A 25,925-nucleotide genomic window follows, 5' to 3' on the forward strand; every position below is an offset into this window, starting at 1 on the left:
GGTTCTGGAGTGTCCTTTGTCCTTATCATAATAACCATCCACAATGGATAAAAAGATACGACCATTTTTTTGACGAGTTTTTTTAAGATACATACACATCCTCCTATCTAGAACTCGGAATATATATCCATTATACAACATTTCGCTATAATTCGCTATAAAAATTTTTAATAAAATAAAAATAAAATTAGCCTAAAACACTACATGTACCAGTGCTTTAGGCTATATGCGCTTAAAATTTATATGCAAAACTGTGGAGGGTCAAGTATTAACTGGTTTACTTACACAGGATAATCAATTAAACGAACAAAATATCGTACAAAAAATGACGGAGCAGATGAACTATGCGATAACCGCACTGAATGCATACAAAAAAAATCCCAATCCTCAATATGCCTGGAAAATTCAAGAGGCATTGATGAATTATAAAATGAATTATCAGTCCATCTTTCCTAAAGTAAGTTAAAAAAATTGAATATTGATTGTTTTTCTACTGCCTCAGTGAGATAATAAGGATGGTAAATTTTGAAATTACATGGGGGTAACCTTAGATGAGTGAATTTCGCCTAGAAAAAGACCTGTTAGGCACAAAAGAAGTACCAAAAGATGCTTATTATGGAATTCAAACCATGCGTGCAGTAGAAAACTTTCCCATTACGGGATATCCTCCACACAAGGAATTAATTCGGGCTTTTGGCTATGTAAAAAAAGCGGCTGCAATGGCTAACTCAGAGGTAGGGGTATTAAACAAAAAAATAGCTGGTGCGATTATTCAAGCGGCTGAAGAAGTAATAGAAGGTAAATTGCATGAACATTTTATTGTTGATTCTATTCAAGGTGGAGCAGGAACTTCATTTAATATGAATGCGAATGAAGTAATTGCCAACCGTGCTATTGAAATCATGGGTGGGGAAAAAGGAAATTACCTATTAGTAAGCCCTAATACCCATGTCAATATGGCTCAATCCACCAATGATGCCTTTCCAACTGCTATACATATTGCTGTTTTCAACTTGTCCAAGGGGTTGATTGAAGCATTAAAGGAACTACATCAATCATTGGAGAAGAAAACGCAAGAATTTGACGATGTAATTAAAATGGGTAGAACTCATCTTCAAGATGCAGTGCCTATTCGTTTAGGGCAAGAATTTAGCGCATATGGCAATGTGATTAGCCGTGATATCATTCGGATTCAACAATCCGTTCAACACCTTGGAGAAGTGAACATGGGAGCAACAGCTGTTGGAACTGGATTAAATGCCATGCCTCAATATATTAAGCGAGTTGTAGAAATTTTAGCTGAAATTACGGGTCTACCTTTAAAAAATGCCAAAAATCTTGTGGATGCAACTCAAAATACAGATGCTTACACAGAAGTCTCATCTTCACTTAAAATATTAGCGATCAACCTTTCGAAAATGGCTAATGACTTGCGATTGATGGCCTCTGGTCCTCGCACTGGATTCAATGAAATCAATTTACCGCCTCGGCAACCTGGATCATCCATTATGCCTGGTAAGGTGAATCCTGTTATGGCAGAAGTGATTAACCAGATAGCTTTCCAAGTCATTGGCAATGATCATACTATTTCCTTAGCTTCAGAGGCAGGCCAATTAGAGTTAAATGTAATGGAGCCAGTATTGGTTTTTAATCTTTTGCAATCATTAAGTATTCTTCAAAATGGTATTCGTGTTTTCACCCAATATTTAATTGATGGAATAACGGCAAATGTGGAACGTTGTAAACAATTGGTTGAAAATAGTGTGGGCATTGTAACCGCGATTAATCCGCATGTAGGATATGAGATTGCAACACAGGTGGCAAAGGAAGCATTAACAACAGGCAAACCTGTAAGGGAAATTTGTTTAGAAAGAGGTTTACTCACAGAAGAGGAACTAGAACTGATTTTAGATACCAAAGAAATGACTGCTCCAGGCATTGCTGGAGCCCAACTGATTCTTAGATGAACCTTAAAGATTTACTTAAGACTGTTAGGAGTTCTAGCAGTCTTTTTTACATTCTCCCCACAAAAGTGACGACTCCCTTCGAATTTTGTAAGGAAACTTCTGTTGTTTTGCTTGTCACCTTATGATACTTTTGCTACACTTAAATTGACATATCATGACAATTTTAAACAAAAAATATATTGTTTAGGGGAGAAATCGAAACAGATGAAGGCACCGCAGACATTGATATTTGTTATTATTCTCATTAGTGGATTGCTCTTAGGAAGTTTAATTGGACAAATCCTAGGAGAATGGCTTCCAATTTTGAAGGAAAGTCAACAAATTGTTTGGCACCCACGCGCAGATTTAAATATTTTGAAGTATGATTTCAATGTTCAGGTTAAACTAAACTTAGCCAGTTTTATTGGTTTAGGCCTAGCATTCTGGTTATATCGAAAATATAGGTGATTTCAATGGAAAAAATCATTTTAGCTTCTTCATCTCCTCGGCGTAGAGAGATATTAGAATTAATTGGAATCTCCTTTTTGGTTCATCCAAGTGATGTAGATGAAAGTTATAATGAGTCAAATTCCCCTGAAGATATAGTGAAACAGCTGGCAACAAGAAAGGCTATGGATATTGCTTCCTATTATCAAGAGGGAATCATCATTGGTGCTGACACAATTGTTGTATTGGATGGGCAAATTTTAGGGAAACCCAAGGATGAAGAAGACGCTTTTCAAATGTTAAACAGACTACAAGGTAGATCCCATCAGGTATTTAGTGGAGTTGCAGTCGTTGATGCAAAAACAAGGGAAGTGAAGGCATCTTATCAAATGACAAAAGTATATATGGATCCCTTATCAGAAGAAGAGATTCGTTTGTACATTGCGACGAAGGAACCGATGGATAAGGCCGGTTCTTATGGGATTCAAGGCTTTGGTGCCATATTTATTGAAAAAATTGAGGGAGATTATTTCAATGTGGTTGGGCTCCCTGTTGCTTTATTATCTACTTTATTAAAAGATTTTGGTATACAAATTTTAAAGGATATGATCCATCCTAAAAGCATAGTCTAAACCTCTATGTATCCTCTAACGCTTCGGATGTGATGTTTGGAGGAACTCACATGGAACAGATGAAACAAATAATGGTTAAGGACATTCCTGTAGATGAACGTCCGCGGGAACGAATGATCTATTATGGTGCTGACAGTTTAAGTAATGTTGAATTGTTAGCGATCCTGTTGCGAACGGGGAGTAGTAATGAATCTGTTTTTCAACTTGCCCAAAAAATTTTATCAGAAATGGAAACATTACAGAACCTATTAGACGTTACTATAGAGGAACTTACTAAAATTAGAGGGATAGGTCCGGCTAAAGCTGTGCAATTAAAAGCAGCGATTGAGTTGGGTAAAAGAATAGCAAAACATTCTCCTCAAGATAAAGTGACAATTCGTTCCCCAAAGGATGTTGCTGATTATTTAATGGAAGATATGAGATATCTTAAACAAGAACAATTTGTTGCTTTATTGTTAGATACCAAGAATCAAATCTTGGCAAAAGAGGTAATCACCATTGGAACATTAAATTCTTCAATTGTTCATCCTCGTGAAGTATTTAAACCGGCAATTAAGAAAAGTGTTTCGGCGATAATTGTTGCACATAACCATCCAAGTGGTGATCCAACACCTAGTCGTGAAGACATTGATGTGACAAAGCGTTTAGCACAAGCAGGTGAGATTTTGGGGATTGATCTGTTAGATCATCTTGTAATTGGTGATGGACGATATACATCGTTAAAAGATAAAGGATTTTTTACCTAAAAATGGTGATGGATTTATTTCTTTATTGAAGTATAATTTTAAATTAATTGGTAAACTTTTATGACATCATTTGTATAGGGCGAAGGGAGACTTTTTATTATGTTTAGTGGACGTTACATCGGTATAGATTTAGGAACAGCAAATACATTAGTGTATGTTAAAGGAAAAGGAATAGTTGTAAGAGAACCTTCTGTAGTAGCCATTAATAATGAAACGAAAGAGATTAGAGCGGTAGGTAATGCAGCCAAACAAATGATTGGGAGAACACCTGGAAGTATCGTGGCTAGACGCCCAATGAAGGATGGGGTAATCGCTGATTTTGAAACAACAGCAAGAATGATCAGCTACTTTATTAGCCAAGCAGTAAAAAATCGTGGTTTGATCCCAAGAAAACCATATATTATGGTCTGTGTTCCATCTGGTATTACAGAAGTGGAAAAAAGAGCAGTCATTGATGCTGCAAAACTAGCTGGTGCTAAAGAAGCTGAAGTGATTGAGGAACCTTTAGCAGCTGCTATTGGTGCAGATTTACCTGTTTGGGAGCCAACAGGGAGTATGGTTGTAGATATTGGTGGTGGAACAACTGAAGTTGCGGTTATCTCTCTAGGTGGAATTGTAAGTAGTCGTTCTATCCGTGTGGGTGGGGACGAAATGGATGAAGCCATTACTCAATATATCAAAAAAGTGTATAGTTTAATGATTGGGGAAAGAACGGCAGAACAATTAAAGATCGATATTGGAGCAGCGATTGCACCGATTAAGGATGAACAGATGGAAATCAGAGGACGTGACCTCATCACAGGTTTGCCAAAAACAATTACTGTGACTTCTAAGGAAATTGCTGAAGCCTTAACTGATACAGTAGATAACATTATCGACGCTGTAAAGATTACATTGGAGAAGACCCCACCTGAATTAGCAGCAGATATTATGGATCGAGGGATCGTACTAACTGGTGGCGGGGCTTTATTACGAAATCTAGATCGTTTACTTAGTGATGAAACAGGTATGCCAGTTGTTGTCGCGGATAATCCATTAGATTGTGTGGCCATTGGTACAGGAAAATCTTTAGAACATATGCATTTATTTAAAGACAAGGATAAAGGAAAACGATCAAAGAAAAGTAAATAGGGGTAAGGTTTGACCGAACAAATAGAGAACGAGTAGGTGTTTGGATTGTTTTCTAAGTTATTTAGTAATAAGCATCTGATTATTATTTTGTTTAGTTTAATTATTTTGGTCATCGTAATGGGACTAACTCTTAATCATCGTGAATTAACATGGCCAGAGAAATTTTTAAAAGATACTATCTCGCTAACCCAAGGTATTTTATATAAACCCGCTAGCAAAATAGCGGGTTTCTTTGAAGATATCAACAATTACACCTTGACTTACAAAGAAAATAAGTCACTTAAAAAGATATTACATCAATATTCACAAGTCGTTGCAGAATTAAATCAGCTGCGAGACGAAAATAAACGATTAAAAGAAATGCTAGATTACAAGGAGAAGGCAGTCAACCAGTACCAACTTAAAGTAGGACAGGTTATTGCCAGATCTCCTGACCGCTGGAATAATATGCTTATCATAGATCAAGGTTCAAACGATGGGATCAAAAAGGATATGGCAGTTATTACGACCCAAGGTTTGATTGGGAAAGTATATAGTGTGTCTAGTTTTTCTTCTACCGTCCAATTGGTCTCTAGTAGCACAGATGGTGGCTTTATCTTTGCTGCTATTCAAAGTGAACCTATGACATATGGTGTGGTTGAGGGTTATGACAAAAAGAGAAATGAATTGCAAATAAAAAAAATTGACCTCGATGCTGTGATCGAGCCTGGACAATTGGTTACTACCTCAAATTTAGGTGGCGTATTTCCTTCAGGGATAGTGATCGGAAAAGTGGTTAGGGTAGAAGAAGGAGAAAATGGAGGTTTAACCAAAACAGCATATGTTCAACCTGCAGCAGATCTGTACCATATAAATGAAGTATATATTGTGATGAAAACCAATGTTCAATCGAGTAACAGTGGAACAGTACAAGAATCTGAAGAGACACCATCGAAGGAGGTAAAGTAATGGGGAAAGGTTGGATCAATGGTATACTTTTTCTTCTTTTCCTTTTTGAAGGTACAATTTTCCAATTCTTGACCGCTGATCGATATGGTTCTTCATATGGGATTGTTCCTCGTTTTGTTCTAGCCACAATCATTTTCATCTCAATTTTTAAAGGTAAAACTTATGGCTTGTATGTAGGACTTTTTTTTGGATTTCTTCAAGACATTGTCTATGGAAATGTAATTGGGGTCTATACGATTGGAATGGCTGCTATTGGTTATTTTAGTGGATGGTTAATTCAATATTTTCATCCTTCTTTATCAATCTATGTTTTGTTTCAACTTTTTAGCCAGCTCCTTTTTGAGCTCTATCTATATGGAATGTTACGTCTATTTCATCTGATTGATATATCTATAGAATGGTCAATGTTACACTTAATGATCCCATCTGTTGTTGTGAATGTTGCTTTTGCTATCTTGGTGTATAAACCATATTTCAGACTTATACAAGAAAAAAGAAAAGATGGCTAGTATAGAGTGAGGTGATGACAATGAAGAAAAAAACCAAAGAAAAGAAACCCATTTCTTTAATACGGATCAATATCTTATTTTTTATTGTGTTTCTTTTGTTTGCTGTCATTATCTTCCGCCTATCTTTTGTGCAATTAGTAGAAGGGGCTAAATATAAAGCTTTAGCTGATACAAATCGAGTTAAAGAGATTCCTTTTACTGCACCGCGTGGATTGATTATGGATGCGAACCATGAGGTGCTTGTGAATAACAAAACAGTTTGGACGATTACGTTCCAAATCAATGAAAACCAAAAACAAGATTACGAACAAATTGCAGCCTATTTAGCAGATATTCTTGTTAAGCCTGATGAAGACAAGCAAAAATTAAAAGAAACGATTTTAAATGATATGGATGTGGGTCCTTTTTTTAGGGCTTCAAAATATATTCCTAGAACGATTCGCGTAGATATTGATGAAAAAACCAGAGCTTTTATTGAAGAACATAAGTCGGAATTACCTGGAATTGAAGTGATTCCAGACCAGATGCGCAATTATATCAATGGGGATTTTATGGGTCATGTCTTAGGATATACCCGTAATATTCCTAGTTCTGAATTGGACTACTACCTTGCCTTAGGTTATAAATTAAACGATCGCATTGGGCGATATGGATTAGAAAAGCAATATGAGGAAGTCTTGCATGGAAAAGATGGGGAATATGTTGTTGAAGTAAACAGCGATTATGAAACAGTGGAGCAAAAATCGTTTACGAACCCTGTTCCGGGTAATAACCTCATTTTAAGTATTGATAAAAGGTTTCAAGATGAAGTAGAAAAGGCATTAGAAAAACAAGTCAATGAAATTAAAAATAGGCCTATAAAACCGGCAAAAGATGTCGAAATTGCTACGGCTGTGGTGATGAACCCGAAAACGGGAGCTATTTTGGCAATGGGAAACTATCCCCGGTTTGATCCCAATTGGTATAATGGCTCAATTTCCACTGAGCTTTATAAAGAGAAAATTATGCCTTATGAGGCAAATACGGCTATACGCGGTCGTTTTCCAATGGGTTCTACCATGAAGCCATTAACTGTTCTTATGGGATTACAAGAAGGCGTGATTACTCCAAATACGTATATTTTTGACAATGGTAGAATTCAATATGATAAGGATCCATTGGGTAATCCAATCTATATGAGAAATGCGCAAGGTCACGCCTACGGCAACTTAAATCCTCAAACTGCTTTACAAAAATCAAGTAATATTTTTATGACTGAAGTCGTCATGAGAATGAGAGCAAAATATGGTCTTTCAAAAACCATGGAAAAGATGCGGTATTATGATCAAATGTTTGGCCTAGGAAGTGTAAATACAGGGATTGACCTTCCTGAAGAACTACCAGGAATGATTGCAATGAGTTCTAAAACAATCAAAGTGAATGGAAAAGAAAAAAGAACTACTTTCCCAAATAGCAACTATGTTCAACAATCGATTGGGCAGAATGACACTTTTACGCCATTACAATTAGCTCAATATGTAAGTACAATTGCTAATGGGGGTTACCGTATGCAACCTTACCTCGTGCAAGCGATTGAAGAAGGAACCCCATCAGGAACAAGCGGAAAAATATTATTTAAACGAGAACCTAAGGTGTTAAATAAAGTAGAAATATCACCCGAAAATTTAAAAACCGTACAAGAAGGAATGCTTTTGGTAACCCAGCCAGGAGGAACAGCTTATAGCAGCTTAGGAAATCTCCCTATAAGAGTTGCTGCAAAAACGGGTACGGCTCAGTCCTCGGATCGAAGAAAAGAAGATAATGCGGTATTGATTGGATATGCACCATATGAGGATCCAGAAATCGCTTTTGCCATTATTGTCCCTCATGGTGGTTATGGTGGCTCAACTGCAGGACCGATTGCGAGAGAGATCGTAAAGGCCTATTTAGAAATCTATAAAAATGGATCGAATCCTAAGCAGGAATAATCAATAACTTGGCGAATTGTAAAAGAACGAGGTGATCTTTGGCGATGACTATGAAACAAAATGTAATCATCAAAGGGACCAAAGATGGCCTAATGTTCCTTTTAAATGATGATTGTTTATTTGACGATATCATTGAAGAAATAAAGGAAAAATTAGAACATAGCCATCAAGCGATTTTAACAGGTCCAATCATGAGAGTCACAGTAAAAACAGGAAATCGAAAGTTGACACCCTTTCAAAAGGAATTGATCAAGGATGTAGTAAAAATTCAGGGGAATTTATATATCCATTCTTTTGAAAGCGAAGAAGATGAATTAAAAAAACAACCGGAAGATCAGGTTCAATTGATCTCAGGGACGATACGTTCAGGACAGGTATATCGATTTGAGGGAAATGTACTTTTTGTCGGTGATGTAAATCCTGGCGGGAATATAATAGCGACTGGGGATATTTATATCCTTGGTTCGTTACGTGGGTTGGCGCATGCTGGTTTTGGGGGGAATAAAGATGCGGTTATTGCAGCATCCGTGATGAAACCAACACAATTACGAATTGCTGATGTGGTGAGTCGATCTCCTGATCAGTGGGAAAAACATGCAATCCAAGAATATGCTTATGTAAAAGATGATCAGGTTGTCATCGATCCAATACAGTATTTTACTAAGTTTAAAAAGATTATGAATTCGGTGATTTAGGGGAGGGGTTAAAATGGGAGAAGCAATCGTCATTACTTCTGGAAAAGGTGGAGTTGGTAAAACCACAACAACCGCTAATATTGGAACGGCCCTTGCTTTATCTGGAAAAAAAGTATGCTTGGTCGATACTGATATCGGTTTAAGGAATTTAGATGTAGTGATGGGACTGGAACATCGAATTATTTACGATTTGGTTGATGTGATTGATGGTTCCTGTCGATTACAGCAGGCCCTTATCAAAGATAAACGATTTGATCACCTCTTTCTATTACCAGCAGCACAAACTAAAGATAAAAATGCTATTTATCCAGAACAGATGAAAGAGATCGTGAATGAATTAAAGAAAGACTTTGATTATATTCTAATCGATTGTCCAGCGGGAATTGAACAAGGGTTTAAAAACGCAGTGGCAGGGGCAGATCATGCTGTTGTTGTTGCAACGCCTGAAACAGCATCAGTCCGTGACGCAGATCGAGTGATTGGCTTATTGGAGGCTGAACGTCATATAAGCTCTCCCAAATTAGTGATCAATCGGATACGTCCTCACATGATGAAAAAGGGAGACATGCTAGATGTGGAAGAGATTGTTTCCATTTTAGCTATAGATCTATTGGGCATTGTTCCAGATGATGAGCATGTGATTAAATCTTCTAATCATGGTGAGCCGATTGCCTTAAATCCCGAGACCTTAGCAGGAATCGCTTATCGTAATATTGCCCGTCGGATTTTAGGGGAAACTGTTCCTTTAATCAATCTAGAGGAAAAACAAGGATTATTTTATAAAATGAAAAAATTACTTGGCATGAAATAGCAGGCCTTTTAAGGGTTCCTGCTATTTTTTCGGTGTGCTTTGTAGGTTATAATAGTAGTGTGCTTGGCATAGGCCGAGCTTTCTTTTAGGGAGGCTACAAGGATGGATTTTTCAAAAAAATATCTGAAATATATTGATTATTGGATCATTATGATCGTTATTGGCTTAGGTGTATTTAGTTATTTTGGGATTTCTAGTGCAAAACCAGATAGTTCTTTTGCAACAAAACAATTGATTTGGTTTGTGTTAGGTTTCTTTGTCTTGATCATGGTCTTGTTGATTGATTATGAACTATTAAGCCAATATGCGTACTTTCTATATGGAATTGGAATGGTTCTATTACTAGGGCTATTATTTTTTGCAGACGAAACAAAAGGTATTACGGGGTGGTACGAAATTGCTGGAATAAAATTTCAGCCGTCAGAGCCGATGAAAATTTTTACGATTATCACCCTAGCAAGGTACCTTCATAAACGAGAAGAACGGCCTTTTAATCGATTTATTGATCTTTATCCTATTTTTTTGATCATCGGTGCTCCTCTCCTTTTAATTCTTTTACAACCTGACTTAGGGACTGGATTAGTCTTTATTACGATCATGGTTAGTATGATGTTAGTCTACGGAGTAAAAATCAAACATTTTGCCATCTTAGGTAGTATAGGAGCAACAGGGATTGCATTCTTAACGTATCTTTATTATTTTCAGGAAAAAATCTTCTTCAAAATCATCGCTAAATACCAGTGGCTTCGATTAACTTCCTTTTTAGATCCTAGTAAGGATCCAGTAGGCAGTGGATACCAAGTGATCCAGTCGCTAATCGCTGTTGGCTCAGGAATGTTAAAAGGAGTTGGCTTATATCAGGGAAAACAGGGGAAGAATAACTGGGTACCTGAGGCCCATACAGACTTCATCTTTTCTGTGATTGCAGAGGAGCATGGCTTTATAGGGGCTAGTTTATTGATCTTACTCTTTTTTCTCTTGATTTATCGTATTGTTCGGATTGGGATGGAATCAAAAGACCGCTTTGGTACTTATGTAGCTGCTGGAATGGTTGGCATGTGGGTCTTTACCATCTATGAGAATGTGGGCATGACCATTAGTTTAATGCCGATTACAGGGATTCCGTTACCTTTTATTAGTTATGGGGGAAGCTCTTTATTGGCCAATTTTATTTCATTAGGAATTATTTTAAATATAGGGATGAGAAGAAAAACATTAATGTTTGAATAAGGTATATATTCCTTTAGCTTGTCATATCTTTTATTAAGTTTGTATATTCCAGCGCTCCGTTGTCCGTATATTTCTATGACTGAAAAAAGGTGAGAAATACATTCCCAAAGTACACAAAGTGTACAAGTGACGCTACACAGCTAAAGCTGCTAGTCGTCCTACGATTGCTGCTTTTGGAATATACAAACCTCCAATGATGAGAGGAAGAAAGAGTTACACTTTCTTTACTTTTAAATAAGACAAGCCGAAAGGATGAGAAGTGTGAGGGGGCCGCAAAAACCTAGTCGTATCCCATTTCCAACCAAAAAGAAAACCTATCCCTATTCTACCCAAGTAGAGAATAAAGATCATTTTAAGTCTGTATTTAGGATTTTTTTATCGCTGGTGCTAATTACCGCCCTTTATTTTGTATTTCAATCAAACCATCCTGTTGCTCAAATGATCCAAAACTTTACAAAAGAGGCTTTAACAAAGGAATATAATTTTGCTGGTGTGAATCGTTGGTATCACGAAACATTTGCAGGGAACCCAGCTATTTTACCTACCTTCGCCATCAAAGAAAAATCATCCGAGACTCAAGTTTTTGGGTCCCCTATCAACACTCCACCTATTGATGTAAAAGGAGCAGATCAGGGAATCCTGATCCAAACCAATTCAGCTGAAACCGTTGTTGCGGTAGACAGAGGATTAGTTAAATTTGTAGGGGAAGACCAAAAGCTAGGACAGACCATCATAATTCGTCATACCAATGGAATTGAAAGTATTTATGGAAGACTTAGCAAAATTGAAGTAACTACAAATGATTGGATTGAAGCAGGTCAAATGGTTGGTAGAACAGAACGAATCTTGTTTTTTGCTATGAAAAACCAAGACAAATACATCAATCCTTTGGGTGTGATACCGTTTGATTAACATCCTATCTGAAACCAAAATCGCTATTAATCCTTTTTTTTGGCTTGTGATTGTAGGGGCAATTCTTACAGGGCAGTTTTTAGAAATCATTACCCTATTTGGAATTGTGATTATTCATGAACTTGGACATGTCTTTGCAGCAAGAAGTTATGACTGGAAAGTAACGGAGATTCAGCTATTGCCCTTTGGTGGAGTAGCCAAAGTAGAACAAGCAACAGATTCACTCTGGCAAGAGTTTATTGTAGCGATTGCAGGGCCATTTCAAAATCTAATGATGATTTTGGTCGCGATCGTTTTTGAGAGATTACATTTGTGGTCAAATGATTGGACCACTTTTTTTATTCAAGCAAATACTTGGATTGGTTTATTTAATCTTTTACCTATTTCTCCCCTTGATGGGGGCAAACTTATGAAGATCTTTTTTTACATCTTTTTGTCATTTAGAAAAGCGATCCATACCTCCATTTTTTTAAGTCTTTTTTTATCCGTGATTTTTCTTATTTGGGGAAGTGGGTTTGGATTTAGTGAGAAAATGAATATCAATGGTCTTATTCTAGCGATCTTTTTTATCTACATCAATTGGATGGATGCAAAGCAATTACCTTATCATTTTTGGCAATTTCTCTTGATGAAGGTACAAATGGAACCAATGAGAAATGTAGCTGCTATTCCTATTATCGTCCATCAAGACACTACTGTGATGCAGGCTTTACGTTTATTAAGAAAACAACGTTATCATCTTTTTTATCTATTATCCAATAATGGTGAGGTGATTCGTGTACTCCCCGAAGAAAAAGTACTACAAACCATTTATCAGGAAAAAGAATTGTATCAACCCATTCATCATATACTCTGACTATCAGGATATGATAAAATAAATTAAATTAAATAGAATTTGGACGGAAAGGAAGGGAAACGATGAGAAAGATCATTGTCCATGTGACACAGCATGATTCAAGAGCAGCCATACTAGAAGATGAACGACTTGTGGAATTTTATGTTCAAAAACTTGATGATGAACAACTAGCTGGAAATATCTACCTAGGAAAGGTAGTTAACGTGTTGCCAGGAATGCAGGCTGCTTTTGTCGATATTGGCCTTGACCGAAATGCTTTTTTGTATGTGGATGATGCTGTCCCTTCCAAAAAGCAAGAAGAGCGAGGAAAGAAAGTGCTACCAACAATAAAAGAAGTTTTGCAAGTAGGGCAGGAAGTGCTCGTACAGGTCAAAAAAGAATCCTTTGGCAATAAAGGGCCAAGGGTGACGAGTCATATTTCTATTCCTGGAAGATATCTTGTTTACATTCCAGACGGGGATTATATTGGCGTATCAAGAAAAATAGAGAGTGAAGAAGAACGAAATCGATTAAAAACGATTGGAGAATCTTTGAAGCAAGCAAATGATGGAATGATTATTCGTACAGTAGCTGAAGGGGCTAGCGAAGAACAACTAAAAAGAGATTTTCAATTTTTACGAATGATTTGGACAAAAGTATTAGAACAAAGTAGGAAGAGCCATTCACCAATGTTATTATATAAAGATTTGGATTTAGTCCCCCGTTTAGTTAGAGATTTATTATCTGAGGATGTCGTTCAATTCATGATCGACGATGGCTTCGAATATCGTAAAATACGTGAGATGATCCAATATTCCGCACCTGAATTAACAGAACGTCTTTATTTATATACAGAAAAAGAACCGGTATTCGATGCTTTTCATATCACAGCTGAGATCGAAAAAGCGATGAAAAGAAAAGTATGGTTAAAAAGTGGAGGATATCTGATCATTGACAGGACAGAGGCACTCACTTCAATCGATGTGAATACTGGTAAATATATCGGCCACACTAATTTGGAAGAAACCGTCCTTAAAACAAATATGGAAGCAGCGGTAGAAATCGCTCGTCAGTTAAGATTAAGGGACATTGGCGGGATTATTATTATTGATTTTATTGATATGGTACAGGAAGAACATAGAGAAAAAACGCTTCAGATTTTACAAGAAGAAATGAAGAAGGATCGAACTAAATCCAATATCTTAGGTTATACTCAGCTAGGTCTAGTTGAAATGACGAGGAAAAAAGTACGTCAAAATTTGGAGAGTACTTTATTAAGGACTTGCCCCATGTGTGATGGAATAGGGAAAGTGATTTCAGAAGAGGAGATGAGTCGGAAGATCGAGAAGGAGCTTGTAACCTACCAAGATTACACGACTATTCAAAGTCTATTAGTTGAAGCTCATCCCTATGTCACATCTTATTTAATTGGGATAAATGGAGAGAACCTACATCGTTTAGAAAAACAACTAGGAATGAAGGTTCAAGTGAAAGGAAATCCAGCTTTTCATCTTCACCAATTCGAGATCCATCACAAGGTGGATTAGTTCCATATTAAGAGATTTTGATTGGATTTGTTGACACTTCCCTTCAATTATGTTACTATTCTTAAAGTATGTGTTAAATACACGAGTACCGCACAAAATGGGTTAAAGCATCTTGTTGCACCTAATTTTGGCGAGTCCCTAAAAAGAGGAGGTTCAGCATTCATGTACGCAATTATTAAAACAGGTGGTAAACAGTACAAGGTTCAAGAAGGCGATGTCATTTACATTGAGAAATTGTCAGCAAATGAAGGGGAAACTGTTGAATTTGATCAAGTTTTAGTTGTTTCCAAAGACAATGGTATAGTCGTAGGTAACCCAACAGTTGCAGGTGCAAAAGTAACAGGTAAAGTAGAAAAACACGGTAGAGGTAAAAAAATTATCGTCTTTAAGTACAAGGCGAAGAAGAACTACCATAAAAAACAAGGACATCGTCAACCATTTACTAAAGTAGTTATTGAAAAAATCAATGCTTAATTAAAACGATGATTCAAGTTAAAGTAATAAAATCGAGCGATGAACAACGGATTTTACAAGTTACTATTCACGGGCACGCTAATTTTGGCAAGCTTGGTCAAGATATCGTCTGTTCAGCGGTTTCAGCTTTGGCTTTAGGAGCAGTTAATTCTGTAGAAATTTTACTAGGAATAGACTTAAAGCCAGAGGAAAATCCTAAACAGGGTGGTTATTTATTTTGGAACGTCCCGCAAATGGATGACCCTATAACAGATGATCGATTACAGTTGCTGATGAAAGCACTTGTTGAATCGTTGTTAATGATTGAAAAAGAATATGGTCGCTATATACGAGTCAATATACAAACATCCTAACAGGAGGTGGACATTATGTTAAAAATGAACTTACAACTCTTTGCTTCTAAAAAGGGAGTAGGTAGTACTAAAAACGGTCGTGATAGTATTGCAAAACGTCTTGGTGTAAAACGTGCTGACGGACAACACGTTTCTGCTGGTAGCATTTTAGTTCGCCAACGTGGTACTAAAATTTATCCAGGTGTAAATGTGGGTATCGGTGGCGATGACACTTTGTTTGCTAAAGTAGAAGGCGTTGTGAAATTTGAACGTCTTGGACGTGACCGTAAAAAAGTAAGTGTTTATCCTGTAGCTGTTGAAGCTTAAGAGTTTGATTTAAATCTGATTAGATTAAAGCGATTCCCAGTCAATAGGCTGGGAATTTTTTTTGCCAAAACCATAACCTTTGATATACTATATGGATGATAGGAATTAGAAAGTGGAGTTGAGTACATGATAGATAAGAATCTGATTCAACAAACGAATGAAGAAGGAAGCGATGATTATCATATAAAAATAATAGATCTGATGAAATTTTATCGTCATGATTGGTTAAACCATTTTCAAGTGATCTTAGGGTATGTTTCATTAAAAAAATATGAGCAAATTCCTCACTACATACAAAAGGTCATTGAAGATGCAAAAAAGCGAAGCATCATTTCAAATTTTGAACCAAGTGAATTAGCCGTTTTTTTGTATATGATGATGATCGAATACCCAAAACTAAATATAGAATTAGAACTAGATGAAGGGTTAGAAATCAAAGAAGAAGATGTGGATGGAAAGTGGATTTTACACCATTTAAAAGGATTTCTTGATCTTTTTGATCAAAGGGCAAATATGGATGAAGAATACCATTCCTTATTTCTTTCACTAAACAACTTAGACAAAAAAATGATTATCATCTTTGAATATGAGGGAAATATTAGCCCCGTGATGGAGAAAATAAAAGCCATGGGTAAACAAATTGACTCTGAAGGTGGAAAATTTGAAATTGATTTATACAATGAAGATGAATGTATCATGGAACTTCACTTTCCGTTTAAAGGAATTAGAGGTGTAAATCATGTTTGTAGATAAAGTAAAAATTTATGTAAAAGCTGGTGATGGCGGCAATGGCCAAAAAGCCTTCCGCCGAGAAAAATATGTTCCTATGGGCGGTCCCGCTGGTGGTGATGGTGGAAAAGGTGGGGATATTGTTTTTCAAGTTGATGAGGGATTAAGAACCTTATTAGATTTTCGCTATCAAAAGCATTTCAAAGCGGAAAGAGGGGAACATGGCCGTAGCAAAGCACAGCACGGGGCTAATGCAGAAGACATGGTGATCAAAGTTCCACCTGGGACAGTGATTATTGATGATGATACCCAAGCAGTGATTGCAGATTTAACCCGTCATGATCAAAGGGTTGTCGTAGCAAGGGGTGGCCGTGGTGGCCGTGGAAATATGAGATTTGCAACACCTGCCAACCCTGCTCCAGATATCGCTGAAAAGGGTGAGCCTGGTGAAGAACGTTATTTGGTTTTAGAATTAAAAGTGATGGCTGATGTTGGGCTAGCTGGATTCCCGAGTGTAGGGAAATCTACTTTACTTTCTTCTGTCTCCAAAGCAAAGCCCAAAATTGCAGCATACCATTTTACAACCCTTTCTCCTAATTTAGGTGTTGTGGATGTAGGAGATGGGCGGAGCTTTGTAATGGCTGATTTACCAGGATTGATTGAAGGAGCCCATATAGGTGCAGGATTAGGCCATCAATTTTTAAGGCATATTGAACGAACCAGAGTTATTGTCCATGTTATTGATATGGCAGGCACAGAAGGAAGGAACCCTTACGAGGATTGGGTCAAAATCAATCAGGAATTGGAGCAATATAATTTAAGACTGATGGAGCGCCCACAAATTATTGCCGCGAACAAAATGGATGTACCAGGAGCAGAAGAGAACTTAGCCCATTTTCGCGAAAATGTAGGGGAGCAGTATCCCATTTATCCAATCTCAGCTGCAACAAAACAAGGAGTTCAAGAATTATTATATGGAATTGCTGATCTGCTTGATCAAATACCAGCAACACCGCTTGTTGAAGAGATTGAACAAGAGGAAAGAAAAGTCTATAAGGCTGAACCTGTGGAAGAAGATACTTTTACTGTAAGAAAAGAAAATGAAATTTATGTAGTTGAAGGAGCAAAAATAGAAAAACTATTTAAAATGACGGATTTCAATCACTATGATTCAGTTCAGCGCTTTGCTCGAATCTTAAGGAAGATGGGTGTAGATGATGAATTGCGTAGATTAGGTGCCGAAAATGGAGATAGTGTTCGAATTGCTGATTATGAATTTGAATTTGTAGAATAACTTAAAGGAATAGAATCATTTAGTGAAGACCAGCTTAGGGGAAACCCTAAGTTTTTTTTATTTCCTTAAAAATTTTACTTGTTTAAAGTGAAAAGAAGGATTACAATGTCTATTATAAACAAACAAATGTTTATTTCAGGGGGACAATAATGAGTAAACGAAAAAGTGAAGAAATCTATTATTTAGTGCGGTCAGACATTTTACCTGAAGCGATTTTAAAAACGATTGAAGCAAAAAAGTTACTGGATTGTCATGAAGTAGAAACCGTGTATGAAGCGGTAGAAAAAGTTGGCTTAAGTCGAAGTGCCTATTATAAATACAAAGATGGGGTCTTTCCCTTTAATGCAATGATGAAAGAAAAGATCGTGACCATTTCGATGGATCTTGAACATAAATCAGGAATTTTGTCCAAGGTTTTAACCTATATTGCTCAGATTGGTGGGAATATTTTAACGATCAACCAAACCATCCCTTTGCAAGAGACGGCGAATGTAATTCTATCAATCGATACCGTCTATATGGAATTAAGTGTTACCGATTTACTAGATACTTTAAAAAAAATGCCGGGAGTACGCAAAACACAAATATTAGGAAGAGGATAGGAGAGAGAAAAGATGAGTGGGGAAAAAGAGATTAAAGTCGGATTGCTTGGATTAGGTACGGTGGGCACTGGTGTGGCAAAACTGATTGAAGGCCATCAAGAGGATTTAATCAAGCAAACTGGAAATCGTATTACGATTAAAAAGATTTTAGTGCAAGATAAGGATAAAAAAAGGGAGATCTCTATCGATAAACAATTAGTGACAGATGATCCATGGGAAGTATTAAAAGACTCAGAAATTGATGTAATTATTGAAGTGATGGGGAATATCCATCCTACCTATGAATATCTGATGTTTGCTTTAGAGAAAGGGAAGCATGTGGTTACAGCCAATAAAGACCTAATGGCTCTTCATGGAGCAGAACTCTTGGCGATGGCAAGTGAGCACCATTGCGACCTATATTACGAAGCAAGTGTTGCAGGGGGAATCCCAATTATTCGTGCATTGGTTGAAGGCTTTGCCTCCGATCGTATTACTAAGGTGGTTGGAATCGTTAATGGAACGACCAACTATATTTTATCGAAGATGAGTGAAGAAGGACTACCATTTGATGAAGTTTTGGTAAAGGCTCAAGAATTGGGTTATGCCGAAGCAGATCCTACCTCTGATGTAGAAGGTTATGATGCTGCAAGAAAAATGGCGATTTTAAGCAATCTTGCCTTTCACATGGATGTGAATGTTCATGATGTAGAAGTCAAAGGGATCACTAAAGTGACCGAAGAGGATATTCGATTTGGTAAACAACTTGGTTACGAAATTAAACTCCTAGGTATTGCCAAACAAAATGATAATCTTCTTGAAGTAAGCATCCAACCTACCATGGTTAACAAACACCATCCTTTAGCAAAAGTAAGTGGGGTATACAATGCGATCTATGTATATGGGGAAGCGGTAGGGGAAACGATGTTTTATGGTCCAGGAGCAGGTCAACTTCCCACCGCTACAGCCGTTGTCTCTGACCTTGTCACTGTGATAAAGCAAATGAATTTGGGGGTTAATGGTAGAGGGGTCGTTGCTCCGTACCGGCCAAAACAATTAAAATCCGACGATTTAATTACCTCTCGTTACTTTATCCGTCTGAGGGTTCTTGATCAAATTGGAGTTCTTGCAAAGATTACCCAACATATGGCTGAACACATGATTAGCTTGCAAGAGATTCTCCAGTTACCTGATACAGAAGAACAAAAAGCTCAATTAATCTTAATCACCCATGAAACATCAAAAGCACAGTTAAATAAATTTTTAGCATTGATGGAAAAATTAGAAATTATTGATCAAATCAGTAGTGTTTTTCCAGTTGAGGAGGGGGAAATCGCATGAGTTGGCAGCCATTATTAAGAAAATATCAAGAATTTTTACCAATCAATGAACAGACACCTATATTATCTCTTCATGAAGGAAATACTCCTTTAATTGAAGCAAAACAGCTTTCTAAAGAGTTAGGGATTCGCTTATTTTTAAAATTTGAAGGGATGAATCCAACTGGATCATTTAAAGACAGGGGCATGGTTTTAGCTGTAACTAAAGCCCTTGAGGAAGGAAGCAAAACAGTCATCTGTGCTTCTACTGGAAATACATCTGCAGCAGCAAGCGCCTATGCAGCAAGTGCCGGAATGGACAGTATTGTTGTCATTCCAGACGCTAATATTGCTCTAGGAAAATTAGCGCAAGCCCTCACATATGGTGCAAAGGTCATCTCTATTAAAGGGAATTTTGACGATGCCTTAGATATTGTTCGGGAGATTTCCAAACAAGAAGCCTATACTCTAGTTAACTCTGTGAACCCCTATCGGATTGAAGGACAAAAAACGGCAGCTTTTGAAATTGTGGATGAACTTGGGTTTGCACCAGATTATTTGGCCATTCCTGTAGGAAATGCAGGCAATATAACAGCTTATTGGAAAGGATTTAAAGAATACAAAGAGGCAGGAAAAATGTCCTCTTTACCAAAAATGTTAGGCTTTGAAGCAGAAGGAGCAGCTGCTCTTGTCAAGGGGGAACCGATTTTACATCCTGAGACGATTGCAACAGCCATTCGAATTGGCCGTCCAGCAAGCTGGAATGGGGCTATGAACGCCGTTCAAGAATCTCAAGGGGTTATCGATTTTGTAACAGATGATGAAATTTTAGAAGCGTATCAATTGGTTGCTAGAAAAGAAGGTGTTTTTGTCGAGCCAGGTTCAGCAGCTTCTTTAGCAGGTATCTTTAAAAAGTGGAGGGAAGGATATTTGCCTAAAGGATCTACTGTCGTAAGCGTCTTAACAGGCCATGGACTAAAGGATCCGAACATTGCAGTACAGACGGTAAATACCAAGCCAACGATCGTTGAGAATAACTATGATGCCGTCCTACAAGCGATTCAATCTTTAACAGAGAGAGGTTAAGCAATATGAATGCACAGATGTTTGAAGTGAAGGTTCCTGGAAGTACAGCTAATCTAGGACCAGGGTTTGACTCCTTGGGGCTTGCTTTGCCACTGTATTTAACCATTCGTCTTAAACCAGCAGCAAAGACCTCGATCAAGATTATTGGAGATCATTTATCCTCATTACCAAGGGATCGAAGCAATTTGATTTATCAGGTTATGGAGCATTTATTTCATTTAGAAGAACAAAAATTGCCTCCAATTTCCCTTGAAGTTGAAAGTGAAATTCCATTATCACGAGGATTAGGTAGCAGTGGTTCAGCCATCGTTGGAGGATTATTAGCGGCAAATGAACTATTAGAAAGGAAAAAGTCTAAAGAAGAGCTTTTTCAAATTGCTTCCCAACTAGAGGGTCATTCAGATAATGTTGGTGCTTCATTGTTTGGTGGATTTGTTGCCACATCCTTTGATGGAAAAAGAGCAATGATCACACATTTTCCTTTTGCTGAAAACCTTCGCATAATGTTGGCTATCCCCACTTATACATTATCGACTGAATCGGCGAGAAAAGAAATTCCAAACCATGTTCCAGTTAAAGATGCTGCTTACAATATAGGTCAAACGGCTTTACTCATCTCTTTTTTAATGACTGGGCAAATCGAAAAGCTTGCAACTTCAATGAACGATCGAATTCATCAGCCATATAGGCAAAACGTGGTAAAAGGGTTAAAGCGAATTTTGGAAGATATGGAACAGATGGGCATTTACGGTGCTGCTTTAAGTGGGGCTGGGCCAACTATTCTACTTTTTGTCAATGAACAACAAATTTCTACGATGGAAAATTACTTGAAAAATGTAGCTATGGACGAGCAAATAGACTTTCAAATTAAAACATTATCCATTGAAAAAGAAGGGGCAATAGTATACCACTCTACTGCTAATCGACAGATTATTTAAAATTTTATATTGACTTCATTTCTTTAACTCTTTATAATGATGGTTAATTACAGTCATGTATTTTCAAAAAAATGGAAAGGGGATCTGGGGAGAATGGGAGAGAACTCAGAGGAAAAACGATATATTTACATGAATGGGGAGTATGTAACGGAAGAAGAGGCAAAAGTATCTGTTTTTGATCATGGTTTTTTGTATGGTGATGGTATCTTTGAAGGAATCCGTGTCTATTCGGGGAACGTTTTCCGATTAAAGGAACATATAGACCGACTATATGATTCTGCAAAATCGATCCTACTAGATATTCCAATGTCAAAGGAAGAAATGATCGAAAGCGTTGTAAATACAGTAAGGAAGAATAACCTTAAGGATGCCTATATTCGTTTAGTGATTTCAAGAGGAAAAGGTAATTTAAGTTTAGATCCATTTACATGCCATCATCCTCAAGTGATTATCATTGTTGATAAAATTAAATTATTTAATGAGGAAATGCATGAAAAGGGTCTAAAAATTATTACCGTACCGACAAGAAGAAATACTCCAGATGCTCTGAATCCCAAGATTAAATCTCTTAACTATTTAAATAATATATTGGTAAAAATAGAAGCTCATTTAGCTGGGGTAAGTGAGGCTTTAATGTTAAATGGTGAAGGTTATGTGGCCGAAGGATCAGGGGATAATATTTTCATCATAAAGAATGGAAAGCTTTATACTCCACCAAGCTATTTAGGTGCCTTAGAGGGAATTACCCGTCAAGCCATTATGGATATTGCTAGACGTTTGGGATTTGAAGTATTGGAACAGCCTTTCACTCGTCACGATGTTTTTGTAGCGGATGAGGTCTTTTTAACGGGAACAGCTGCAGAAGTGATTGCAGTTTCTGAAGTAGATGGGCGTATGATTGGAAATGGTTCACGTGGTCCAATTACCAAAGCCTTACTCAATGAGTTCCAAAAGTTAGTGAAAGAGGATGGCATTCAAGTTTATCCAGAAGTTCATCAAACAGCAATCTAAACGATAAGAAAACCTAAAAAAGGAATAAACGATGAAACTCGCTTCTTTAATAAGATGGCGAGTTTTTTTGTGCCCAAATCATTAGCAAAATACTCATAGGCGCATATGATGTAGTGTATTTAGCAAGGAGGGTAGACAATGAAGATTTATATTGTCAAAAAAGGAGATACTCTTTGGAAAATTGCGCAAAGACATAATGTGGATTTGCAAACCTTAATCGATGCGAATCCTCAAATTACAAATCCTGATGTCATTGATGTTGGGATGAAAATTATGATACCAACAGGAGGAATGCCAATGGAACCGAAGCGTCCAACACCAAAGATGCCTGTTCCACAACCACCGGTCATACCAGAGCCGGAGACCCCAGCTCCACCAGCACCACAATTACCACCACAAATGCCTATGATGCCCATGCCAATGATGCCACCTCATCATAAGCATAAAAAACACAAACATCATCATCATCACCATTATATGCCGATGATGCCAGAAATGCCGATGCCGATGCTACCGACGATGCCAATGCAACCACAAATGCCGATGTCACCCTATGTATCACCATGGCAAATGGGTCCAAGGCCTAGAATTCCAAGAAGAATGCCGATGAGACCACAAATGCCATATGGACAAATTCCGTATATGATGGATCCATGTCTACAAATGCCAATGGGAATGTATCCAGCCTATGAATGGGATGGAAGCTCAAGCTATGGCTCTAGCAGTTCTATGGAAAGCAGTTCAAGTATGGGTTCTAGCTCGGATGGGAGCAGTTCAAGCTCATCAAGCCCAAGCTCCAGCAGTTCGATGGGGAGTAGTTCTCATGGTAGCCATCGGGCTCCTTTTCCTCAGAGACCTCGTCCATTCTTCTAAACAGGATGACTAATTACAAGTGCATACCTGCTATCCCTTAATTTTTAGGGGATAGCATTTTATTTCACTTGAATATTAGGAGGTTTTTACAATGGAAGAATGGCTAAGTCAAGAGCTTATTAATAACTATGGGATAGAACCTACCCAGATCAAATCATTTTATCATTTGTGGCAAGTCGAATCGAACCAAGGAACATGGATTATAAAGGCGTATCCTAAGCAGGCTATTCTGATTCATTGGTTATATGATATGACTCAAGCACTAAAAAGAAAAGGGTTTGCTCATTTTTCGCAAATTGTAGCAAATCGTTATCAAATTCCCTGGTTTGGCACATTCGAGCATCCTTTTATGGTGATGGAATATGTTGAAGGTCGACATGCAGATTATCATTGTTTAGAAGACCTATCTCTAGTATTAAATGTTCTTGCAGAATTTCATCATCATGGATCATGGATTCAGACGAAAGCCCAGCCTAAAAAACGCTCTACAATCCAAGAAAAATGGATGGATCGCCTGAATGAATTTAAACAACTGTATCAGAATCTTCTTTTTAAAACAAATCTAGATCCTTTTGAGCAACAAATTATAACCTTAGGGCCTGATATGATTCATTTTGCAGAAAGAGCACTAGAAACGTTAGATGGCCAATGGATAAATCGCTTGCAGCAAGAAGCAATAGACAATCGAATGTTAGCCCACCGGGATGTAGCTAGTCACAACTTTTTAATTGGAGAAAAAACATCGATGATTGATTTTGATTTAGCTGGTTATGAAGTACAGATATTAGATGTTTGGCAGTTATTCAATCGGGCGATGGTTGAGTGGAAATGGGATTTGAATATATTTCAACAGATGGAAGAACAATACCAACAGAATCATAAACTAAGGGATCAGGAGAAAAAATTGATTCATCAATTATCTTTATATCCTAATGAATTTTTTCGTGAAAGTCTTGGCGTATATAAAAGACCAGAAAAATATAGAAGAAAGAATGTTAGCAAAATGATGAACCATTATATGGAGGAATGGGATCGTTTTACACAATATCAAAAAGAAATTGTAAGGATTTGATTAGCAATAAAAGAATTTGATTTGAAACAAGCTACAAACTTGTGTATGATTTTGGTAATGAATAAAAGACAAGCCTAAACAAAAGGAGGAAGTTCCATGGATATTTTTCAACAAAAACTAGAAGCCTACCTAGAAAATATCGAAGAAGATGTAAAAAAAAGAACCGATTTTATCCGTGAGTATATCGAAAGTGCTCATGCAAAAGGAGCAGTTGTCGGGATTTCCGGTGGGATCGATAGTGCGGTGTCTGCAGCATTATGTATAAAAGCCTTAGGAAAAGAGAATGTGCTTGGAATCTGGATGCCTGCCTATTCTAGTCCCGTACATGAAAAGGATGCAAAGGCACTAGTAGAAGCGATCAATTTAAAGTTGGTTACGGTGGATGTAGGCCCTGCCTTCGATGCCATTACAAAGGAAATGGAAAAGATAGAAAAACTAAATGATTTGGTAAAGGGGAACACAAAAGCTAGACTCCGAATGACCACTCTTTATGGAATCGCAGGACAATTAGGATACCTTGTTTCTGATACCTGTAACTATTCAGAGATCTATGTGGGCTATATGACAAAGGGTGGCGATGGATTAGCAGATTTTAACCCAGTTTCTAGTTTGACCAAACATCAAATTCGAATTTTAGCAGAATATTTAGGTATTCCTAAGCAAATTATCACCAAGGCCCCTTCAGCAGATTTATGGGCAGGTCAAACCGATGAACAAGAGATGGGCTTTACATATGAAGACTTAGATCGATATTTGTTAACTGGGAAAGGAAAACCAGAAGTGATTGAGGAAATCGAACGACTCCATCGTAATAGTGAGCATAAACGGTTACTGATGCCTGGCATTTAACTAATTTTCTAATTACATTCACATTGTAGGTATAAACTCCTTTTTTTTTGGTTATGAATAAAAAAAAGACCAAAAAAAGGAGTTTTTTTCTATGTTTTTCGGGAATCATAAAACAAAATATTCATATTTGATTACATTACTTCTTATTGCATTGGCCATTGGCTTTTATCCGCTTTTAACTGAAAAGGGTGAAGAACCAAACAGTGATGCAACTGAACCACTGGCTCAAGAGGTAGCCTCACCGATCAACACAAAACTAGTGATGGTCACTCACTATGTTGTAGGTGAAGATTTGGTAGAAACGAAAAATGAAAGTTATACTTCACTCACAGAATTAGAACAAAAATATGCTGGTTGGAAAATCATTGCAAAAACAGATCAGGAAATCAAGATGGAGAGGTACCTTGAAGATTTATCGCCAAAGATTAAGAATGGTGCTTATTTTGGTCTAAGCCCAGATGGTTATTTTACCTTATATCAAGGTACTCCAAATGAGAATGAAGTGATCGAAACTTTTTTCCGAATTGATATTGATAGTTTGGAAAGTGCGCTTCCTTCTGAACCGATCGAACAATTACATCAAGGAATTCCAATTCGAGATTTAGCAGAATATAATAGTATTTTATCGACCTACAGTGAATTTTCAATGGATGATAACGAAAGCCGCTAATAAGTGGCTTTTTT

General features: G+C 37.3%; 29 protein-coding genes. All 29 read left to right on the top strand.

What is annotated here, in order from left to right; genetic code table 11:
* Positions 1 to 253 precede the first annotated feature (253 nt).
* Positions 254 to 466: a hypothetical protein gene (locus BEN26_RS00005; RefSeq protein WP_181482145.1), complete on the top strand. Its 213-nt coding sequence runs from the start codon at positions 254 to 256 to the stop codon at positions 464 to 466.
* Between the two features lie 85 nt (positions 467 to 551).
* Positions 552 to 1,967: an aspartate ammonia-lyase gene (gene aspA, locus BEN26_RS00010; RefSeq protein ID WP_069800432.1), complete on the top strand. Its 1,416-nt coding sequence runs from the start codon at positions 552 to 554 to the stop codon at positions 1,965 to 1,967.
* Positions 1,968 to 2,171: 204 nt separating this feature from the next.
* Positions 2,172 to 2,414 (top strand): DUF4321 domain-containing protein, encoded by a 243-nt coding sequence (locus BEN26_RS00015; RefSeq protein ID WP_068723084.1) that lies wholly within the window; start codon positions 2,172 to 2,174, stop codon positions 2,412 to 2,414.
* A gap of 5 nt (positions 2,415 to 2,419) precedes the next feature.
* On the top strand, positions 2,420 to 3,025 hold the full coding sequence (locus BEN26_RS00020) for a Maf family protein (protein WP_068723086.1): 606 nt from the start codon (positions 2,420 to 2,422) through the stop codon (positions 3,023 to 3,025).
* A 50-nt stretch (positions 3,026 to 3,075) separates the two neighbouring features.
* Positions 3,076 to 3,771: a RadC family protein gene (gene radC / locus BEN26_RS00025; RefSeq protein WP_082732334.1), complete on the top strand. Its 696-nt coding sequence runs from the start codon at positions 3,076 to 3,078 to the stop codon at positions 3,769 to 3,771.
* Between the two features lie 99 nt (positions 3,772 to 3,870).
* The gene (locus tag BEN26_RS00030) at positions 3,871 to 4,902 is read left to right on the top strand and encodes a rod shape-determining protein (RefSeq protein WP_069800430.1); all 1,032 of its coding nucleotides are present in this window, start codon (positions 3,871 to 3,873) and stop codon (positions 4,900 to 4,902) included.
* Positions 4,903 to 4,947: 45 nt separating this feature from the next.
* On the top strand, positions 4,948 to 5,850 hold the full coding sequence (mreC, locus tag BEN26_RS00035; protein ID WP_069800428.1) for a rod shape-determining protein MreC: 903 nt from the start codon (positions 4,948 to 4,950) through the stop codon (positions 5,848 to 5,850).
* Positions 5,850 to 6,359, top strand: coding sequence for a rod shape-determining protein MreD (gene mreD, locus BEN26_RS00040; RefSeq protein ID WP_069800426.1), 510 nt, complete (start codon positions 5,850 to 5,852; stop codon positions 6,357 to 6,359). Before mreC ends, mreD begins: the two co-directional genes overlap by 1 nt.
* A gap of 20 nt (positions 6,360 to 6,379) precedes the next feature.
* Complete coding sequence (mrdA, locus tag BEN26_RS00045) at positions 6,380 to 8,326, top strand: penicillin-binding protein 2 (RefSeq protein WP_069800424.1); 1,947 nt, start codon at positions 6,380 to 6,382, stop codon at positions 8,324 to 8,326.
* Positions 8,327 to 8,370: 44 nt separating this feature from the next.
* Complete coding sequence (gene minC / locus BEN26_RS00050) at positions 8,371 to 9,021, top strand: septum site-determining protein MinC (RefSeq protein ID WP_069800422.1); 651 nt, start codon at positions 8,371 to 8,373, stop codon at positions 9,019 to 9,021.
* A 13-nt stretch (positions 9,022 to 9,034) separates the two neighbouring features.
* Positions 9,035 to 9,832 (top strand): septum site-determining protein MinD, encoded by a 798-nt coding sequence (gene minD, locus BEN26_RS00055; protein WP_069800420.1) that lies wholly within the window; start codon positions 9,035 to 9,037, stop codon positions 9,830 to 9,832.
* Positions 9,833 to 9,934: 102 nt separating this feature from the next.
* Complete coding sequence (gene rodA / locus BEN26_RS00060; RefSeq protein WP_068723105.1) at positions 9,935 to 11,062, top strand: rod shape-determining protein RodA; 1,128 nt, start codon at positions 9,935 to 9,937, stop codon at positions 11,060 to 11,062.
* Between the two features lie 261 nt (positions 11,063 to 11,323).
* Positions 11,324 to 11,974, top strand: a complete 651-nt coding sequence (locus BEN26_RS00065) for a M23 family metallopeptidase (RefSeq protein WP_068723107.1) — start codon at positions 11,324 to 11,326, stop codon at positions 11,972 to 11,974.
* Positions 11,967 to 12,830 carry a M50 family metallopeptidase gene (locus BEN26_RS00070; RefSeq protein WP_084818869.1) on the top strand — a complete coding sequence of 288 codons (864 nt, stop codon included), beginning with the start codon at positions 11,967 to 11,969 and terminating at the stop codon, positions 12,828 to 12,830. The genes BEN26_RS00065 and BEN26_RS00070 overlap by 8 nt, the downstream gene beginning before the upstream one ends.
* Positions 12,831 to 12,892: 62 nt before the next feature.
* On the top strand, positions 12,893 to 14,356 hold the full coding sequence (locus tag BEN26_RS00075) for an Rne/Rng family ribonuclease (protein WP_069800418.1): 1,464 nt from the start codon (positions 12,893 to 12,895) through the stop codon (positions 14,354 to 14,356).
* Positions 14,357 to 14,518: 162 nt separating this feature from the next.
* Positions 14,519 to 14,830 (top strand): 50S ribosomal protein L21, encoded by a 312-nt coding sequence (gene rplU / locus BEN26_RS00080; protein ID WP_068723117.1) that lies wholly within the window; start codon positions 14,519 to 14,521, stop codon positions 14,828 to 14,830.
* An 8-nt stretch (positions 14,831 to 14,838) separates the two neighbouring features.
* Positions 14,839 to 15,183 (top strand): ribosomal-processing cysteine protease Prp, encoded by a 345-nt coding sequence (locus BEN26_RS00085; protein WP_068723120.1) that lies wholly within the window; start codon positions 14,839 to 14,841, stop codon positions 15,181 to 15,183.
* 15 nt (positions 15,184 to 15,198) lie between these two features.
* Entirely contained in the window at positions 15,199 to 15,489 is a 291-nt protein-coding gene (gene rpmA, locus BEN26_RS00090) for a 50S ribosomal protein L27 (protein ID WP_069800416.1), read from the top strand.
* Between the two features lie 126 nt (positions 15,490 to 15,615).
* Complete coding sequence (locus tag BEN26_RS00095; protein WP_069800414.1) at positions 15,616 to 16,242, top strand: Spo0B domain-containing protein; 627 nt, start codon at positions 15,616 to 15,618, stop codon at positions 16,240 to 16,242.
* Positions 16,229 to 17,512: a GTPase ObgE gene (gene obgE / locus BEN26_RS00100; protein WP_069800411.1), complete on the top strand. Its 1,284-nt coding sequence runs from the start codon at positions 16,229 to 16,231 to the stop codon at positions 17,510 to 17,512. The genes BEN26_RS00095 and obgE overlap by 14 nt, the downstream gene beginning before the upstream one ends.
* 149 nt (positions 17,513 to 17,661) lie before the next feature.
* Entirely contained in the window at positions 17,662 to 18,114 is a 453-nt protein-coding gene (locus tag BEN26_RS00105) for an ACT domain-containing protein (RefSeq protein WP_069800409.1), read from the top strand.
* A 12-nt stretch (positions 18,115 to 18,126) separates the two neighbouring features.
* On the top strand, positions 18,127 to 19,434 hold the full coding sequence (locus BEN26_RS00110; protein ID WP_069800407.1) for a homoserine dehydrogenase: 1,308 nt from the start codon (positions 18,127 to 18,129) through the stop codon (positions 19,432 to 19,434).
* Positions 19,431 to 20,498, top strand: coding sequence for a threonine synthase (gene thrC, locus BEN26_RS00115; protein WP_069800405.1), 1,068 nt, complete (start codon positions 19,431 to 19,433; stop codon positions 20,496 to 20,498). Before BEN26_RS00110 ends, thrC begins: the two co-directional genes overlap by 4 nt.
* Before the next feature lie 5 nt (positions 20,499 to 20,503).
* Positions 20,504 to 21,436 (top strand): homoserine kinase, encoded by a 933-nt coding sequence (gene thrB / locus BEN26_RS00120; RefSeq protein ID WP_069800403.1) that lies wholly within the window; start codon positions 20,504 to 20,506, stop codon positions 21,434 to 21,436.
* 93 nt (positions 21,437 to 21,529) lie between these two features.
* Positions 21,530 to 22,447 carry a branched-chain-amino-acid transaminase gene (ilvE, locus tag BEN26_RS00125; protein WP_068723136.1) on the top strand — a complete coding sequence of 306 codons (918 nt, stop codon included), beginning with the start codon at positions 21,530 to 21,532 and terminating at the stop codon, positions 22,445 to 22,447.
* Positions 22,448 to 22,585: 138 nt separating this feature from the next.
* A complete protein-coding gene (locus BEN26_RS00130; RefSeq protein ID WP_069800401.1) occupies positions 22,586 to 23,320 on the top strand; it encodes a LysM peptidoglycan-binding domain-containing protein in 735 nt (244 codons plus the stop codon).
* 91 nt (positions 23,321 to 23,411) lie between these two features.
* The gene (locus tag BEN26_RS00135; RefSeq protein WP_069800399.1) at positions 23,412 to 24,392 is read left to right on the top strand and encodes a phosphotransferase; all 981 of its coding nucleotides are present in this window, start codon (positions 23,412 to 23,414) and stop codon (positions 24,390 to 24,392) included.
* A gap of 96 nt (positions 24,393 to 24,488) precedes the next feature.
* On the top strand, positions 24,489 to 25,241 hold the full coding sequence (gene nadE / locus BEN26_RS00140) for an NAD(+) synthase (protein WP_069800397.1): 753 nt from the start codon (positions 24,489 to 24,491) through the stop codon (positions 25,239 to 25,241).
* A 91-nt stretch (positions 25,242 to 25,332) separates the two neighbouring features.
* Positions 25,333 to 25,911 carry a BofC C-terminal domain-containing protein gene (locus BEN26_RS00145; protein ID WP_069800395.1) on the top strand — a complete coding sequence of 193 codons (579 nt, stop codon included), beginning with the start codon at positions 25,333 to 25,335 and terminating at the stop codon, positions 25,909 to 25,911.
* Positions 25,912 to 25,925 lie beyond the last annotated feature (14 nt).

This window comes from Tepidibacillus sp. HK-1 (assembly GCF_001748485.2).
GTDB lineage: Bacteria > Bacillota > Bacilli > Tepidibacillales > Tepidibacillaceae > Tepidibacillus_B > Tepidibacillus_B infernus.